This is a genomic window from Mammaliicoccus sp. K-M42 (genome assembly GCF_022386375.1).
GTDB lineage: Bacteria > Bacillota > Bacilli > Staphylococcales > Staphylococcaceae > Mammaliicoccus > Mammaliicoccus fleurettii.
In genome coordinates, this window is sequence record NZ_JAJNIS010000012.1 from 1 (window position 1) to 18672 (window position 18672).

Sequence of the window (18672 nt, forward strand, 5' to 3'; positions counted from 1 at the left end):
AACCGTTATTCAATCATTGCCCTTAATATCGCAGAAATCTATTCACACCCAGATTTTGTTCAACAAGAAGATATTGATACCCTAACTTCAAATATTTTTGAGTCCACCGATAAAGGACTATCTACTCAAAAAGCAGAAAATTATGCATTAAAACTATATAAATTAGCACGTGAGAGCTATCCAAATGTCAATCAAACTTCTTTTTTAGTAAAGAAAGTTCAATTGTTAATTCAACAATTAAAAAATTCGATTCAACAATTATCACAGTTAGATAAAGAGATGGTTGAATTATCTCAACAACTCGAATGTTTCGAAGTTATACGTTCAATTCCTGGTATTGGAGAACTAACAACGGCTATGATTATAGGTGAACTAGGAGATATCACAAAATTTAAATCCAATAAACAATTAAATGCCTATGTCGGTATTGATATCAAAAGATATCAATCTGGTAACACTCAATATAGAGACACTATTAATAAACGTGGAAATAAAAAAGCTCGGAGATTACTGTTTTGGGTCGTGATGAATATCATTAGGGGACAACGACATTATGATAATCACATTATTGATTATTACTATAAACTAAAAAAGCAGCCTAATGAGAAACCTCATAAGACTGCCGTGGTAGCTTGTATGAATCGTTTATTAAAAACAATCCATTACTTAGTTACTAATAATAGGTTATACGATTATCAAATGTCGCCACATTAAAATAATCATACAATCAAATATATATTAACACCTTATTAAAAAAAATAAAATCATAAGGTCTATTTTAGTATGCCATTTTTTAATACTAGTACTTGACTAATCGTAGGAAAAGAGGCTGAGACAATTAATTGTCCCAGCCCCTTATTTTGTATCTAATTTTATAATCTAACTTCTGATGTTTGGGTATATGTGTCTTCGCCTAAGTTAATCATAGACTCTGAAATATTTCTTGAGTGGTAACCAATTCTTTCAAGAATAGAAATCATATCTATATAAACGAGGCTGCCTTCTGGAGAACATTCTCCGGAACTTAATCGTTTTATGTGCTTTTTACGTAAATCGTGTTCTAATAAATATGAATCTTCACTTCTTTTAACGACTTCATCTTTTTTAATATAATCATAAACATCAAATACTTCGAATGTTTTTTCATATGATACTTTAACGTGATTATATAATTTATCAATACTTTGGTCTGCTTTATCTGATATATGAATATCTGATGATTGTTTTTTCTGAAGTTCATCTAAGTATGATTCTGTTAACGTTGATACTTTTAATATTGTTCTATTCACATCATATAAGACTGACAATCTTTCAGCATCTTTCGCAGATAATTTTTTCTCAGATAATTTATTTAAATACTGTCTAACATTATCGTACATGTTATCAACAGCTACATGTTTTTGTTTATGTTTTTTTAATGCTTTTTCATTTAAATTTCCAACATTATCTAGCATTGAAACTGTCATTTTACCAATGTTTTGAATTTCATTTTGTGCTTCTTGTAATGCAATACTTGGTGCTCTATTTATTAAATTATTATCTAAATATTTTGGTTTATATTTTTCATTTACATCTTCACCTGGAATAATTTTCGTAACAATCCAAGCTAATGCGAAAATAAATGGTAATTGAATTAACGTGTTCGTTATATTGAATGTACCATGTGCAAATGCGATAACCATTTTAGGGTTTAAGTTCAATGCATGATTGACCCACTGCATTGCTGCTTCGTAAAATGGTAATATTAATAAGAATATTGCAGCTCCGATGACATTAAACATAACATGTACGACTGCAACTCGTTTTGCAGCTATAGAACCAGCTAAACTTGCTAATATCGCTGTTATAGTTGTTCCAATATTATCTCCTAATAAAATCGGTAATGCACCATGTAATGATACTAAATCATTTGCATAGAATCCTTGTAAAATACCGATTGTTGCACTTGAACTTTGTATAATTAATGTTACAAACGTACCCGCTAATACGCCTAAAAATGGATTTGAAGACATATCCAACATAATTTGTTTAAATCCTTCTAGATCAGCTAATGGTTTCACTGCCCCACTCATTAATTCTAAACCATAGAATAATGAACCAATTCCAAAGAATACCATACCTATATTTTTAACTTTACGCTTTTGAACAAAGAATATTAAGAATGCACCTAATGCCAATATTGGTAAAGCATAATCACCAATATTAATACCGATTATAAAAGCTGTAACTGTTGTTCCGATGTTAGCACCCATAACAACACCAATAGCTTGTCTCATCGTCATAAATCCTGCACTAACTAGGCCTATAGTAATAACCGTTGTTCCCGAACTACTTTGTATTAGTATCGTAACAATCATACCTGCAAGCACACCCATTATTGGATTGCTCGTAAATCTATTTAATATACTTCTTAATCTATCTCCCGCTGCTGCTTGTAAGCCATCACCCATTTGCTTAATACCATATAGAAAAATACCTAAACCACCAATAAATGTAAAGATAATTTCTAAAGCCGACAGTTCCATAAGACACCTCTTTAAAGTTTTTGTAACCATTGTGAATATTAACCTATAATTGTAAATCTAGTGTAAAGATTTAATTAACTTTCCTTTAAGTTAACAAAAAATCGCTTACATTTGCAATATTTTTATGAAATATAAATAATTAGATACTCGTGTTTTCATATAGTTTCATTTATTCGTATTTATGATTATTCACTGATAAAATAAAATAATAATAAAAAACGAGGAGATTAACATGAAAAATTCAGACTTAATAGCACCAGAAACATACAACATTGTTAATGAAATCGAAAAACATACTGCCGACGAATCTAAAGAAGCGATTGTTTTTGAAGATGTTGAAGGCAAAGTTCAAACTATTACTTATTCAAAACTTATAAAAAATGCTAATAGAGTTGGAAACATATTTAAAGAACACGGTCTTAAAAAAGGCGATAAAGTGCTCATTCTAATGCCTCGTTCAATTAAAACATATGAAATATACATTGCAGCACTTAAACTTGGCATTATCATAATCCCAAGTTCTGAAATGTTACGTACGAAAGATTTGCAACATAGAATCACACACGGTGAAGTTAATGCTGTAGTCGTAATCGATCAATGCACAATTGAATTTGAAGGTATTAAAGAATTCAATCAATTAACAAAATTTGTTGTAGGATCTAAACAAGAAAATTGGATATCAATTGATGATGAAATACAAGAAGCTAGTGAAGAACTAGTTGTTGATGAAACAAAAAGAGATGATGTCGCAATTTTATCTTATACATCAGGTACAACAGGACTACCTAAAGCTGTTATCCATACACATGGTTGGGGTTATGCACACATACAAACTGCACCAAAACACTGGTTAAGTATTACTGAATCAGATACTGTTTGGGCAACTGCTGCACCTGGATGGCAAAAATGGATTTGGAGTCCTTTCTTATCAATTCTAGGTTCAGGTGCAAAAGCATTCGTATATAACGGTAAATTTAACGCAGCAAAATATTTAGACTTACTAGAAAAGCACCAAATAAACGCATTATGCTGTACACCAACAGAATATCGTTTAATGGCTAAGTTACCAAATTTATCTGACTATACATTAGAAAATCTTCACAGTGCTGTATCAGCAGGTGAACCATTAAATAAAGAAGTAATAGAACAATTCCAAAGTAACTTCAACATTAAAGTAAGAGATGGATATGGCCAAACTGAAAACACATTACTTATTGCATTTTTAAAAGATACAGAAAGTAGACCAGGAGCAATGGGTAAAGCAATACCTGGTAGTCACGTAGCAGTTATCGATGAAGACGGTGAACCTATAACAAATGGAAAAGTTGGCGACATAGCCGTTTCATTAGATTCACCATCATTATTCAAAGGATACTATAAAGATGAAGAACGTACAGAAAAATCAAAACGAGGTGACTATTATGTAACTGGAGACCGCGCTCAATTAGACGAAGACGGTTACTTCTGGTTCATGGGTAGAGAAGACGACATCATCATTAGTTCTGGATATACAATAGGACCGTTCGAAGTAGAAGATTCTTTAACTAAACACCCTAAAGTACAAGAATGTGCAGTTGTTGCAAGCCCAGATGAAATAAGAGGTAACATCGTAAAAGCATTCGTTATCTTGCAAAACGATATCACTGGCAATGACGAACTCGTAAAAGAATTACAAAGCTATGTCAAAAAAGATGTAGCACCATATAAATATCCAAGAGCAATCGAATTCGTAACTGAATTACCAAAAACTAACTCAGGCAAAATCAGACGAATAGAATTAAGAGAAGCCGAAAAACAAAAATATAATAAATAGTATCATAACGAAAATGAATAGAAGCTGGGACAATTAATTGTCTCAGCTTCTTATTTTATGGCATTAATATTGGATATGTCTTCGGTTAACTTCCGAGTTAATCTACAACTTACCCTATCTCTTCGATTAACTTCTGAGTTAATCTACAACTTACCCTATCTCTTCGATTAACTTCTGAGTTAATCTACAACTTGCCCTATCTCTTAGATTAACTTCTGAATTAATCTACAACTTACCCTATCTCTTAGATTAACTACTGAATTAATCTACAACTTATGCCATCTCTTCGATTAACTCCTTAATTAATCTACAACTTATGCCATCTCTTCGATTAACTCCTTAATTAATCTACAACTCACCCCATCTCTTCGATTAACTTCCAAATTAATCTACAACTTACACAATCTCTTAGATTAACGACTGAGTTAATCTACAACTTGCCCTATGTCTTAGATTAACTTCCGAATTAATCTACAACTTACTCCATCTCTTAGATTAACTACTGAGTTAATCTACAACTTACCCAACTCAATTCCTCTAAATAAAAAAAGCATTCGATTCAAAGAATCGAATGCTTTCTACTTATTATCTTACATATTCAAATATACCTGCTGCGCCCATTCCTACTCCGATACACATTGTAACCATACCGTATTTAGTGTCTGGTCGTTTACTCATTTCAGATAATAACTTACCTGTTAACATTGCACCGGTTGCACCGAGTGGATGTCCTAATGCTATTGCACCACCGTTAACGTTTGTTTTATTAATATCTAAACCTACTTCATTTATTGAAGCTACTGTTTGTGATGCAAATGCTTCGTTTAATTCTACTAAATCGATATCATCTACTGATAGGTTTGTTAATTCTAATACTTCTGGTATTGCATAAGCTGGTCCAATACCCATTAATTTAGGATCTACCCCTACTGCTTTGAACCCTACAAATTTAGCTATAGGCTTGATTCCTAGTTCTTTCACTTTGTCTCCAGACATCAATACTACAAAACCTGCACCGTCTGTAAGTGGTGCCGACGTACCTGCTGTTACTGTACCATCTGCTTTAAATACGGTTCTCAATTTAGATAAAGATTCTAAATTTGTATCAGGTCGTATTAATTCGTCTTGTTTAAATTCTTCTTTTGTTATAGATGGTCCATTTTTATCATAGCTCACTTTATGCACGTTTATAGGTATAATTTCATCTTCAAATTTCCCTGATTTTTGTGCTTCAGCTGCTCTTTTATGGCTTTCTACTGCATATTTGTCTTGTGCTTCTCTAGAAACTTTATATTCTTCAGCAACCATTTCTGCTGTTAATCCCATTGGGTATGAAACGCCAGTATCCGCTTCTTGTAACTCTGGATTATTTGTTGGCTCATTACCACCCATTGGTACGGCACTCATTAATTCAACGCCACCTGCTACAAGCACATCTGCCTGCTCAGACATAATTTCATTCGCTGCTATCGCAATGGTTTGCAAGCCTGAAGAACAATAACGATTAACAGTTTGTCCAGGCACTTCATTTGGTAATCCAGCAAGTAATGCTATTGAACGCGCGATATTTTGACCTTGTAATCCTTCAGGAAAAGAGTTCCCCACGATAACATCTTGAACCATACTACCATCAAATGTACCACCTACACGATTGAGTACACCTTTTAATACTTGAGCTGCAACTTCATCAGGTCTTTCATGAAATAATGCACCACCTGGTTTAGCTTTACCTGCTGCAGAACGTCCGTATGCTACTATATATGCCTCTTGCATTGATATCCATCCTCTCTTATTCAACACTTCATTAGTTACGTAATGGTTTACCTTTTTCTAACATATGCGTAATACGATCATATGTTTTTTCATTTTTGAGTAGAGATAAAAAGCCTTCTCGTTCAAGCTTTTGAATATATCGTTGATTAATATACGTATTACGAGGTAAATCTCCACCTGCAAGTATATGTGCAACTTTTAAAGTAATTTCGTAGTCATAATCACTAATGAAGTGACCAATTCTTTGCGCATCTAGTTCAGCTTGTGCTAAAGCTTTAAAATCTCTGCCTAGCGCTGGATATTGAGCTTTAGGTTTAGGAATATAGTTTGCTTCAGATTCATATCTCGCTTTATTTAAAGCAACTTCAACACGTCTTTCTTTGTTGAAAATGATTGTATCGATATCTCTTAAATAACCATATCTCTTAGCTTCGTATGCATTTGTAGATACTTTAGCTAAACCTACATTCATTAATACTTTCGTAATCGATGCTTGTTTATCATCATTTTTATGATTTGTTCTAAGTACTCTATCTGCAAACTCTGCTAATCCACCACCTGAAGGTAATAGACCTACACCAGTTTCAACTAATCCAATGTATGTTTCACTCGCAGCAACGATAAATGGTGAATGTAAGACAACTTCACAACCGCCACCTAAAGCTCTACCATGAACTGCAGTTACGATAGGTTTAAGTGAATATTTCATTCTGCCGAAACTTTCATGTAATTTATCAATTGCCGGACCTACTAATTCATCTACTTTCTGACTTTCATGTGCTTGTTTCATTAAGAACAAGTTTGCACCGACACTAAAATTATTACCATCTGCATATATAACCATGCTTGTATAGTCTTCTTGTTCTAATAAATCAATCGATTCTATTAAGTCGTTCGCAAAGCCATCAGATATAATATTATTTTTACTTTGAATTTTGAGTAATAATTGATTTTTGTTTGCTACTGATAAATTAGAATCTTCTCTATTCCAAACTTCACGGTCAATAAAAGCTGATGTCGGTGTAACACGTTCTATTGATTCACCTTCTTTATAGAAGCCACCGCTTTGTTGTTCGATCCATTCAGGTAATTCACCGAGTTCTTGTTTCATTCTATCTTTAACACGGTCAAAACCCATTAAGTCCCAAAGTTGGAACGGTCCTTTTTTCCAGTTAAATCCCCATACAAGCGCACGGTCTACATCTTTAAAGTCAGATGCAGCTTTAGGCACATTAATCGCTGAATAGTAGAAATTATTTCTTAATGTTTCCCATAAGAATTTACCTGCATCATCTTCAGCATTAAAAATAACATCTAAATTAGATTTTAAGTCTTTACTAAATTTAGTAAGAATTTCGAATTTAGGCGGTTCAGGTTGTACGTACGTATCGCTTTCTATATCGTAAACGAGTCTTGTCTTTTTTTCTTTTTTATAGAAACCTTGTTTCGTTTTTCTACCTAACGAGCCATTTTTAACAAGTGTATCGGCAACTTTAGTATCTTTGAAATAAGGTTGCTCTTCAGGAACTTGTTGGAGTCCTCTCGTAACGGTAACGGCTATATCTAAACCAACTAAGTCAGATAAACCATATGTTCCGGTACTCGGTCTACCAATTGCTCTACCTGTTAAAGCATCTACTTCAATAATTGAAAACCCTTGTTCTTCGCCACGATACATAATGTCATTCATCGTTTGTGTACCAACTCTGTTCGCTACAAATCCAGGCACGTCATTCGCAACGACTACCCCTTTACCAAGTACTTCTTCAGCGAATACTTGTGTTCTTTCAACGATCGCATCTGACGTATTACGATTCGGAATGACCTCTACAAGTTTCATAATGCGAGGTGGATTAAAGAAATGTAATCCTAAAAATCTTTCTTTATCTTGATCGTTAAATGCTTTAGATATTGCTTCAATTGGAATACCTGAAGTATTCGTCGCGAATATCGCATTATCTTTCGCAACTTGAGTAACTTGCTTCCAAACTTGATGTTTAATATCTAATTCTTCTTTAACCGCTTCAATATAAATATCTGCATCATCTTCACCTGTTAAATCATCTTGGAAATTACCGTAAGATAAATTAGATGCAAATTCTAAATCGAATAATAAAGGTCTTTTAGCATCTGTAATCACATCATATGCTTTTTTAGAAATTTTATTCGGGTCTTTTTCATCGATTACTATATCTAATAATTTTACTTTTAAACCTGCATTCACTAATAGTGCAGCAATTTGGCTACCCATTGTACCTGCACCTAGAACGGTCGCTTTACTTATCGTCATAAAAAGTCCTCCAAATTCATATATTCTGAGTGTGTTTCATCTTGCTCAGTTAGCTTAAATAAATGCTGAATCTCCAGTTAATGCACGTCCAATTAACAGTGCATTGATTTCGTGTGTACCTTCGTATGTGTATACTGCTTCTGCATCTGAGAAGAATCTCGCAATATCATATTCAGCTAAAATACCGTTACCACCTGTGATACCTCGACCCATTGCGACAGATTCTCTTAATCTAAGCGAGTTCATCATCTTAGCAGTTGAAGTGGCAACTTCGTCATATTCACCATTTTCTTGCATTCTAGCAAGTTGAGCACATATAGACATTGAGTGTGCTAAATTCCCTTGCATCATTGCTAATTTCTCTTGGATTAGTTGATATTTACTAATTTCTTTACCGAACTGTTTACGTTCTGTTACATAATCAAGTGTTGCGCGTAAAGCACCTGCTAAAGCACCCGTTGCCATATAAGCAACACCTGCACGTGTAGAATAAAGTACTTTCGCAATATCTTTAAAACCATTTATATTTTGAAGTCTTTGATCTTCTTCAACTTCTACATTGTCTAATTTAATAATTGTATTTGGGATGATTCTTAAAGCAATTTTATTTTCAATCACTTCAATATCTACACCTGCTTGTTCTGGTCTAACAATAAAGCCTTTAGGTTTACCTGTTTCAACATCAACAGCATATACTGGAATAACATCCGCTAAATTTGCGCCGCCTATCCATTTCTTTTCACCATTTAAAATCCATTTATCTCCTTCACGTTTTGCAGTTGTTTCAAGACCACCTGCAACATCTGATCCATGTTCTGGTTCAGTTAACGCAAAGCATGTTCTTAGTTCATGTGATTGTAATTTAGGGATATAGTATGCAACTTGTTCTTTACTACCACCGAATAAGAATGAATTATGTCCTAATCCTTGATGGACACCTAATAATGTCACTAAAGATACATCGAATCGTGCTACGACATAAGACATGAAAAATTGGAATAATTGACTAGGTGTCTTAGCACCTTCACGCCCTTCAAATAATAATGGATTTTGGAAATAGTTGAGTTTACCCATATCATCGAAGAAGTCTTCTGGCACTGTCGCATTCACCCAATGTTCGTTGATCGTTGGACGATATTTTTCTTCTAATAAATCATCAAGTTGCTTTAAGAACTTGACTTCACCATCTGTTAATTGTTTCGAAATATTCAATACATCCTCTGGGAATAATGCTTTTAACGTTTCTAATTTTGTTGACATATAAATGACCTCCAAATATTATTAAAGCGCTTACATATTTCTCTAAAAAAATTTAGTATTCATGTTAGCGTCATCTTTGTTTATTGTTGAAACTTTCTCTTCATCATTTCTTTCACTTCTAACTTGTCTGGTTTAGCAGTTGAAGTTAATGGCATTTTCGTCACGGATAGATAATTTTTAGGTACTTTGTAACTCGCTAAGTTCTCACGCATATAAGCATCTAATTTCTCTACGAAATCTGGGTCTTGTTCATTCAGTAACACAGCAGCCGCTACAGTTTCTCCAAATTTTTCATTTTCATAACCTACGACGACACATTGTGCGACGAGTGGATGACCAGCTAGAACGATTTCAACTTCAGATGGCAAGACGTTCTCTCCACCTGTAATAATCAGTTCTTTTTTTCTATCTACGATAAATATATCGCCATCTTCATCTATACGTGCTAAATCACCTGTTAAGAAATAGCCATCATGGAAAGATTTATCCGTTTCTTCTTGTTTTTGCCAATAACCTGGTGTAACTTGTTTACCTTTAATCGCTAATTCACCAATTTCACCTACAGGTACGTCATTGAAATCTTCATCAAATAATCTTGATTCTACGTACATGACAGGCTTCCCTATACTCATTGGCTTTTTAAGTGAATTAGTAGGTGTATTTATCATCGCTAATGGTGCTTCTGTTAAGCCATAACCATTAATAATATTTAACCCCATGCTTGCAAATTTTTTCTGAACACCAGGTAACGGTGCTGAACCACCTTGAATAAGAAAATCAATATTGTCAAAGTTCTTCACATCAAAGTTAGGTGCTACTAACATGGCGTAATACATTGTTGGAATAAGCGATAAGTAATTCGGTTTGTATTTAGCCATTAAATCATTGAGTTGTTCACCTTCGAAGTAACGATGTAATACGAGTGAACCACCTGCCATCAATAACGGAATGACTAAATCATTAAACCCAAATACATGGAACATCGGTAACGAAATAATAGATGAAAATCCTGAATTCACTTTATAAGTGAGTATCGTATTAATCGCATTCGATGTGAATGAATCATAAGTGAACATGACACCCTTTGGTAATCCTGTTGTACCACTTGTGTACATTAATGCCGCTAAATCATCACGACCTACATCTACTGTCTTGAATGGTTTATGATTTTTAGGATTTACAAGTTCATCATATTCAGGTGAATCGATATCCATGTGTAAATAGTCATCTGCAATCCCTTGTAAACTACTTAAATGACGATTTGCATAGAATATAAACTTCACACCTGAATCTTCAATAACACTTTCAATTTCGTTCGGTTTGAGTCTCCAGTTCATTGGGAAGTATACTGCGCCAATCTTAAATGAAGCGAATAGTAAGTCAATCACCGCTACATCATTAGGTGCAAATATCCCAACGACATCTCCCTTTTTTATGCCTTGTTCTTCAAGATGGTTGGCCAAGTTTTCAGCACGAATATTTAAATCTTGATAAGTCCATTCTGTTCCTTTTAGTGGATCGGTAACTGCTGCCTTTTCTTCGTCATATTGCGCTCTCGTTTTAATCCAATCGTAATTCATATTAAACTACCCCCTTAATAGTTTGAACCATTGTCTTTAATACGTTGTTGCAATCCTCCCCAATTTTCTTGATAAATTTGCTGATCCGTTACTTTAAGTTCTTCAGCAATTATCGGTTGAAATGCTATATTGGATAGAATATCTTTCTCTAAATCTAATCCAGCTGCAATTTCAATTAATTTGACACCTTCATCGGTTAATTGGAATACAGCGCGTTCCGTTACATAATAGACTTCTTGATTTAACGTTTTAGCATATGATGCATTGAAGTCCATATTATGTACTTGTTCAACAAATTTCTGAGCATGACCTTCTTTTTCAATTACTAAACCTTTATCATTCCAAGTAGCCTTACTTCCTACTACCATTGTTCCTGAGAAAATAATTTTTTGGACCGTTTGACTAATATCTATGAATCCTCCACAACCATTCATTCTATCGCCATATTTTGAAACATTGACATTACCAAACTGATCCACTTCAGCAAAGCTTAAATAAGCTACATCTATGCCTCCGCTATAAATAAAGTCCCATGTCATTTCATGTCGCATCTTCGCATCTAAATTGTAATTTAATCCGAAGTTTTGACCACTTCCTATCATTCCACCAAATACACCCGTATCTATATTCAGCTGAACTAAATCTTCAACTTTTTCCTCAACCAATAAATTCGATAATTCATTGTTAATGCCAAACCCTATACTCACAACATTACCTACATTTAAAAATTGGGCAGCACGTCGTAAAATCACTTTACGTGTACTCAATTCATTAATTGGTTCAGGCATACTAATTACTTTATATTCACCCGAAATAGCTGGGTCATAATAATTTTGAATGGTTTGTCTATGATGTTTTGGGTCATCATTTACACATACATAATCCACAAGCTCTCCAGGAATAAAGACTTCTGTTGGCTTAAAGCTACCATGTTGTACAATTTCTTTAACTTGTACAATAACTTTTCCACCATTTTGATGCGCCGCTAAAGCAGCACCATAGCCTTCTCCCAGATGTGCTTCATGATGCATATAAATGTTCCCCTCGCTATCAGCGTATGTACCACGAAGCAATGCAATATCAACTTTAGGAAATTTATATTGTAAATATTCCTCATTATTAATTTCTAATAAAGAAACGATATCTTCCTTAGTCACATCATTGACTTTACCGCCATCAAATCTAGGATCCACGGAAGTGTGTAAACCTATTTTAGAAATCATATCTGGAAATTTGGCTAACGAATTACGATAATGTGTAGCTAACAATCCTTGCGGTACAAAATATGCTTCTACATCATTATTCTTTATCGCTTCTATCGTTTTAGGTGAACCAATGATAATACTCATAATGAGCCTTTTAACCATACCTCTACTCACAAATGAATCTAAATCATAACCATCACCACGATAATCACTAATATCATTCGCAACCATAAAAGTTAAATCATTAAGATTTCCATATTCATCATGAGCTTTAACCAAATGTTTTAAGACACTCACAGGTAAATTACTCACTGATAATGCTGCCAGTGAAATAACATCTCCACTTTTGACAATGTCTTTCAAATCTTCGAACGAAATAATTTGCATACGATTATCCCCTATCTTTCATAATTACAATCATTCCATAAAAGACCTCCCCAATAAAATGTAAGCCCTTACATTGATAAATATAACATAGTGTAAATGTGAAAGAAAAGTAAAAAGGTATACGACAATATCTTTTTAATTACAAATTCGAAATAAATACAACTAACACTTAGTACCACCTCACATACCGTAGTTGTAATATTTTTTAAAATAATTATCCGTAGTTCAGAACATACGCATACCCTGAAAATTATCACGCATATAAAAAACATCATTATATCAATAAAATATTATGACCATTAAATTACTCATGCATCGTATAATCAACAACATTGAAATACCAATCACCAAGCGAAAACATCACTTCTCACACTAAAATAATTTGAAATTTTATTATTTGATAAATGAAACAATAACATGCAGCAAAATAATTAGAAGGAATAGTTGAAGTGGACAATTCTATAAGTAGGATTTCTTAAAAATTGAACGATTCATTTTATACGTGCACAATATCTACCAGTCTTCGTGCGTTTATACATAAAAAAGCCATTCCGCCTTAACGGAATGGCTTCTGTTTTTTAAATTATTGATTTAATTCTAAAGCTTCTGCTGTTTGTTTACGAGTTTTCTTCAATAAAGCAGTATCTTCGATTAAAGATTCACCATATGAAGGGATGATTTCTTTAATTTTAGATTCCCATTTATCCATATATTGAGGGAAGTTTTTCTCGATTACTTCTAAAGCTACAGATACTGATGTTGATGCTCCTGGTGATTCACCTAATAAAGCAATTACAGTATGGTCTTCTGAATTTACAACTTCTGTACCGAATTGAATAAATCCACGGCCATGTTCTTCTGTATCTTTAATAACTTGTACACGTTTACCAGCGATATGAATATCCCAATCTTCGTTTTTTGCATCTGGTACAAATCGACGCAATTCTTTCATACGATCTTCTTTACGTTGTAATACTTGTTGAATTGAATATTTTACAAGTGATAAGTTTTTAACACCTGAAGATAACATTGTCACAACATTACTTGTATTAATAGATTTAAATAAATCTAAGTTAGATCCATTTTTCAAGAATTTTGGACCAATTGCTGCGAATGGACCAAATAGTAAACTTTCTTTTCCTTGAATATAACGTCTGTCTAAGTGAGGTACAGTCATTGGTGGTGTGCCAGGTGGTTCTTTACCATAAACTTTGGCATTATGTTCACTTACAACTTTAGGGTTGTTACATACTAAGAACGCACCACTAATTGGGAATCCTCCAAGATGTCTACTTTCAGGAATTTTAGTTTTTTGTAGTAATGGAATTGCATGTCCACCAGCACCGATAAAGATATAATCAGCAACATGAGTTTCTACTTTACCAGTTTCTAAGTTACGAACTTTAACTTCCCATTTACTATTAGAAAGTTGTTTAAAGTCCACTACTTCATGACGGAAATGAACTTGTGCATTTTCGTGTTTTTCGATATTTTTAACTAATTTACGTGTTAATTCACCGAAGTTAACATCTGTACCTTCGTCAATTTTACTTGCTGCAAGTGGTTCGTTTGAATTACGACCTTGCATCATTAAAGGCATCCATTCAGCTAATACTTTATGATCTTCTGTATAAGCTAAGCCTTCAAACATAGGTAGAGATTTTAATGCATCATAACGACGTTTTAAGAAATCTACATTTCGAATACCCATTACGAAACTAATGTGTGGTAATGGTCTAATGAATTCTTGTGGATTCTCGATAGCTTTGCTCTTAACTAAGTATGACCAAAATTGCTTAGAAATTTCGAATTGCTCGTTGATTTCTTTCGCTCTTTCAACATCAATTGAACCGTCCTCTTGCTCAACTGTGTAGTTTAATTCGCATAGCGCAGCATGACCTGTACCAGCATTATTTTTTTCATTTGAACTTTCAATTGCTGGTTGTTCTAATCTTTCGAATAACTTAATATTCCAATCTGGTTCAATATTTTTCAAAAAAGAACCAAATGTCGTACTTAAAATACCAGCACCAATGAGAATAACGTCTTTTGGTTGGTTATTATCCATTTTGATCACCTTTCTAAAATTTAAGATGTATTATATTCATGAATTGGGTATACATAAATATAAAGGTCTGAAAGAATTGCAACTTTCTTTAAGAGATATCTTAATTCTTTATATACCAATTCTAAATCAATATTGTGTAAAAGTAAATCATGAGGTGTTCTGGTCATACGATGTGTTGTAATAATACATTAAAAATTTTTATTTGAGCTTTCTAGTTGTAATTTCTCTTGTGTAATAATACACTAATATTAAATAGGTATTTGTCTCTTGCTTTGAATTTTGGATATTCATTATGAGTAATCAAGGAGGTTTTTCAAATGACTGTTGAAGGTAAAAATCTTATAAAAGTGAACCGACAGAATGAACAAAGATCTTCAGAGATTTCAGTTATGATTGAAGAAGGTGGATTAGGCGCTGATAATTACTATCAAATTATTAAGCCAAACGCGAGCCATAGGGAAACAGAGGAAAACATTTTCCAATTCGAAGATGAAGTTAGTCAAAAAAGTGATTCTGAATTAATCGACTTACTTATTGTCAATGCACAGGAACATACTGCAGAGAATTACAAAGAAGCACAAAATATTATTAAAACTGAGTTATTGAAACGAATGTGTTAAGTGGATTTATAATATAAGACTGGACCATGATTGATATGGTCCAGTTTTTTATTTATTTTGCCGGCTAACGATCTTGTTTTCGACTCTTGATCGTTAGCCTCCTTCTATCTACTATCCTTTTTTGTATATCTTTGGTAAATTATGGTACAATATTTCTTATTGGAAATTTTTACAATTTATTGAGGAGTCAATGTGAAATGAATGGTCAAATGAAAGAGATAAAGTCACACTCAATTCGTTATTTATATGGTTTAGATGGCTTACGTGCAATTGCGGTTATAGCTATCATCATTTATCACCTTAATCCTAAGTGGTTATCGGGTGGTTTTTTAGGTGTGGATACTTTTTTTATCATTTCTGGCTATTTAATCACGAGCTTATTAATCCATGAATATCAACATACAGGCACGATTGACCTCTTACATTTTTGGAAGAAACGTATTAAAAGGTTACTGCCGGCAGTCTTATTTTTATTAAGTATTGTACTCATATATACGCTATTATTTGAACCGAGTATTATTAAAAATGTGAAACAAGATACGTTTGCTGCTTTATTTTATGTATCCAATTGGTGGTATATTTTTCATCATGTTAGTTACTTTGATAGCTTTAAAGTGATGCCACTTAAACATTTATGGAGTTTAGCAATTGAGGAACAATTTTACGTATTTTGGCCAATTTTATTAATGATTTTACTTCGCATTAAAAAGTTGAAAAGACATTTCGTTTTAGTTGTATTTATATCTTCTCTTATTTCATTATTGTTAATGATTTTAATTGCTGAACCGAATGTTGATAATTCAAGAGTGTATTTTGGAACAGACACTAGATTACAAACTTTGTTATTAGGTGTATTACTAGCATACATATGGCCGCCTTTTAGATTGAAACAGCAAATTATAACGCCGTTAAAGATTGGAATCGAAACGATAGGTTGTATTTCAATTGCGCTATTAATTTATTTTATGTTGACTGTTTCATCCAATGACAATTGGTTATACTTTGGTGGTATTTATCTTATATCTTTAAGTTCTTTACCTGCCATTGCGAGTGCCGTTCATCCTAGTACGTTATTATCTAAAGCATTAGGTAATCGATTATTGTTATGGATTGGACAGAGATCCTATAGTTTATATTTATGGCATTATCCTGTCATAACATTTACCAATAAGCATTTCGTTCAAGGGCAAATCCCCTTTTACATGATATTGATTGAAATCATATTAACGTTACTGTTAGCTGAATGTTCATATCGCTATGTTGAAGTACCCATTAGAGTACGAGGGTTAGCCTATTTTAAACCTGGAAAAGCTCAATTAAAATCACTCATTGCTAAAAGTAGCATTACTTTAGTATTAGTTAGTCTTACGTTAACAATACTTTCAGGACATTTTGATTATTTACAACAAACGCAACATCATCATGCCAAGACGACGTTTAAAGTTTCAAATCACGATGATAGGAATAGTTTGATATTACCTATTCCTAAAATTAATGTTAATAGCGAACAAACCATTAATCATAAAGGGAAACATCAAGAAAAGATGTTATTTATCGGTGATTCCGTCATGGTTGATATCGGCGAAGAAATACATAAAGCATATCCAGATGCAATAATAGATTGTAAAGTCGGCCGTAATTTAAATGATGCTATTCCACTCGTTCAAGAGAAATACAGTACATTTAACAAAGCTAATCAACAAGTAGTACTTGAACTTGGAACGAATGGCGATTTTTCATATGATGATTTGACGAAGCTCATTAAAATGTTCGGTAATGCCCATGTTTACGTCGTTAACACACACGTACCAAGAGATTGGGAACAAAGTGTCAACGAAAAACTTTCGAAAGCAGCAGATTCACATAAGAATGTTCAATTAGTCAATTGGTATCAAAAAGCAAAAGACCATTCAGAATACTTCGCATATGACGGCGTGCATTTAGAATATAAAGGCGTACAAGCACTCGTATCCGAAATAAATAAACATGTGAAATCATGATATTTGAAATTAACAAAAAACAGTCTAGAACCCTATTTCGTTCTAGACTGTTTTTTTCGTTTAGCTCTTATTGTTTCTTCTATAATTGAACCGACTATGAGACCGACTGAGATGATGATTTTTCCTATTAATAAAATCATACGAAATCACCCTTTAATATCATATTTGAGTTCTGAAACAAGTAATTATATTTGTGCTAATAATCTATAAGATTGCATTCTATCCTCATGCGTTATTGTATTTGTACTAACCATGATTTCATCACATTTATATTCTGCTTGAATCGCTTGAAGTCTTGATTGAACGGTTTCGACATCACCTATGATCATATTGTCTTTCATATCATAAAGCATTTCTTTTTCTCGGTCACTTAACGCATCAAATGTTTGTACTTTTTCCTTTTTATCTTCACCTTGTGCTTTAGGTATTAAACTTTCTATCGCAAGTGTTTCAGCTTCTTGATTAGTCTCTGCACATATAACAGATACCGTAACAATCACTTTAGGCGTTTCTTGATTTCTTTGTTCAAAGTGTTCACGGTAACGATCAACAATTGCACGACCATCTTGATCACTCATAAAAGCACCGAACACATATGGCATGCCATTTTTAGCAGCAAGTAAAGCACTTTTCTCACTTGTTCCTAATAACCAAGGTATTGGTGGTACATCAGGTTGAGGTAACACGTTTACTTTATGATATTCGTGATTTAAAGGAAATTGCCCTTCCAAGAACATCAATAATTCTTCTAACAGTTCTGGTAAAGCCCACACTTGCTTTAAAAACTGCGTCGATAATGCATTAGTTGCTTCCGCTGAGCCACCGGGTGCTCTACCTATACCTAAATCTACTCTATTTGGAAATAACGTAGCCAAAGTATTAAACTGTTCTGCAACTTTATAAGGTCTATAGTGTGGTAATAATATGGCACCTGCGCCAATTCTTATATGGTTTGTATGCGCACCAATATAAGAAAGTAATACTTCTGGTGCTGAACTTGCAAGGTTAGACAAACCGTGATGTTCAGTTAGCCAATACCTTTCATAACCTAAAGCCTCTCCTAATTGTGCTAATGCCAACGAATCTTTAAAAGCATCATGTGCTGTTTGACCAGGTGCAATCGGTGATTGATCAAGTATACTTAACTTCAT

General features: G+C 33.4%; 12 protein-coding genes. 4 read left to right on the forward strand and 8 right to left on the reverse strand.

Annotated elements, in window-relative coordinates:
* A partial coding sequence (locus tag LQ668_RS07820) for a transposase (protein ID WP_239775959.1) occupies positions 1–714 on the forward strand: 714 nt, incomplete at its 5' end.
* 158 nt (positions 715–872) lie between these two features.
* On the opposite strand, the gene LQ668_RS07825 is transcribed toward LQ668_RS07820, so the two are convergent.
* The gene (locus tag LQ668_RS07825) at positions 873–2525 is read right to left on the reverse strand and encodes a Na/Pi cotransporter family protein (RefSeq protein ID WP_119634085.1); all 1653 of its coding nucleotides are present in this window, start codon (positions 2523–2525) and stop codon (positions 873–875) included.
* A 232-nt stretch (positions 2526–2757) separates the two neighbouring features.
* Here LQ668_RS07825 and mbcS point away from each other — a divergent pair, with 232 nt between their 5' ends.
* Positions 2758–4338, forward strand: a complete 1581-nt coding sequence (mbcS, locus tag LQ668_RS07830; protein ID WP_078357422.1) for an acyl-CoA synthetase MbcS — start codon at positions 2758–2760, stop codon at positions 4336–4338.
* A gap of 585 nt (positions 4339–4923) precedes the next feature.
* On the opposite strand, the gene LQ668_RS07835 is transcribed toward mbcS, so the two are convergent.
* The 6 genes from LQ668_RS07835 to mqo form a co-directional block, all read right to left on the reverse strand.
* Positions 4924–6111, reverse strand: a complete 1188-nt coding sequence (locus LQ668_RS07835; RefSeq protein WP_107509279.1) for a thiolase family protein — start codon at positions 6109–6111, stop codon at positions 4924–4926.
* 31 nt (positions 6112–6142) lie between these two features.
* The gene (gene fadB / locus LQ668_RS07840; protein WP_239775960.1) at positions 6143–8401 is read right to left on the reverse strand and encodes a 3-hydroxyacyl-CoA dehydrogenase/crotonase FadB; all 2259 of its coding nucleotides are present in this window, start codon (positions 8399–8401) and stop codon (positions 6143–6145) included.
* 54 nt (positions 8402–8455) lie between these two features.
* Positions 8456–9661 carry an acyl-CoA dehydrogenase FadE gene (gene fadE, locus LQ668_RS07845; protein WP_025907634.1) on the reverse strand — a complete coding sequence of 402 codons (1206 nt, stop codon included), beginning with the start codon at positions 9659–9661 and terminating at the stop codon, positions 8456–8458.
* Positions 9662–9741: 80 nt separating this feature from the next.
* Positions 9742–11241: a long-chain-fatty-acid--CoA ligase FadD gene (gene fadD, locus LQ668_RS07850; RefSeq protein ID WP_107509281.1), complete on the reverse strand. Its 1500-nt coding sequence runs from the start codon at positions 11239–11241 to the stop codon at positions 9742–9744.
* A 14-nt stretch (positions 11242–11255) separates the two neighbouring features.
* Positions 11256–12833: a fatty acid degradation protein FadX gene (gene fadX, locus LQ668_RS07855; RefSeq protein WP_107509282.1), complete on the reverse strand. Its 1578-nt coding sequence runs from the start codon at positions 12831–12833 to the stop codon at positions 11256–11258.
* A gap of 583 nt (positions 12834–13416) precedes the next feature.
* Complete coding sequence (gene mqo / locus LQ668_RS07860) at positions 13417–14901, reverse strand: malate dehydrogenase (quinone) (RefSeq protein ID WP_107509283.1); 1485 nt, start codon at positions 14899–14901, stop codon at positions 13417–13419.
* Positions 14902–15218: 317 nt separating this feature from the next.
* Between mqo and LQ668_RS07865 the strand changes: the two genes are divergently transcribed.
* Both LQ668_RS07865 and LQ668_RS07870 read left to right on the forward strand, forming a co-directional pair.
* Positions 15219–15521 (forward strand): hypothetical protein, encoded by a 303-nt coding sequence (locus LQ668_RS07865; protein WP_025907628.1) that lies wholly within the window; start codon positions 15219–15221, stop codon positions 15519–15521.
* A 197-nt stretch (positions 15522–15718) separates the two neighbouring features.
* A complete protein-coding gene (locus LQ668_RS07870; RefSeq protein ID WP_107509285.1) occupies positions 15719–17521 on the forward strand; it encodes an acyltransferase family protein in 1803 nt (600 codons plus the stop codon).
* A gap of 185 nt (positions 17522–17706) precedes the next feature.
* Here the strand turns inward: LQ668_RS07870 and LQ668_RS07875 are convergent, their stop codons facing one another.
* Complete coding sequence (locus tag LQ668_RS07875; protein ID WP_107509322.1) at positions 17707–18672, reverse strand: LLM class flavin-dependent oxidoreductase; 966 nt, start codon at positions 18670–18672, stop codon at positions 17707–17709.

Coding starts and splice junctions, on each gene's coding strand:
- LQ668_RS07825 (WP_119634085.1), bottom strand. CDS start 2,525: ATGGAACTGTCGGCTTTAGAAATTATCTTTACATTTATTGGTGGTTTA.
- mbcS (WP_078357422.1), top strand. CDS start 2,758: ATGAAAAATTCAGACTTAATAGCACCAGAAACATACAACATTGTTAAT.
- LQ668_RS07835 (WP_107509279.1), bottom strand. CDS start 6,111: ATGCAAGAGGCATATATAGTAGCATACGGACGTTCTGCAGCAGGTAAA.
- fadB (WP_239775960.1), bottom strand. CDS start 8,401: ATGACGATAAGTAAAGCGACCGTTCTAGGTGCAGGTACAATGGGTAGC.
- fadE (WP_025907634.1), bottom strand. CDS start 9,661: ATGTCAACAAAATTAGAAACGTTAAAAGCATTATTCCCAGAGGATGTA.
- fadD (WP_107509281.1), bottom strand. CDS start 11,241: ATGAATTACGATTGGATTAAAACGAGAGCGCAATATGACGAAGAAAAG.
- fadX (WP_107509282.1), bottom strand. CDS start 12,833: ATGCAAATTATTTCGTTCGAAGATTTGAAAGACATTGTCAAAAGTGGA.
- mqo (WP_107509283.1), bottom strand. CDS start 14,901: ATGGATAATAACCAACCAAAAGACGTTATTCTCATTGGTGCTGGTATT.
- LQ668_RS07865 (WP_025907628.1), top strand. CDS start 15,219: ATGACTGTTGAAGGTAAAAATCTTATAAAAGTGAACCGACAGAATGAA.
- LQ668_RS07870 (WP_107509285.1), top strand. CDS start 15,719: ATGAATGGTCAAATGAAAGAGATAAAGTCACACTCAATTCGTTATTTA.
- LQ668_RS07875 (WP_107509322.1), bottom strand. CDS start 18,672: ATGAAGTTAAGTATACTTGATCAATCACCGATTGCACCTGGTCAAACA.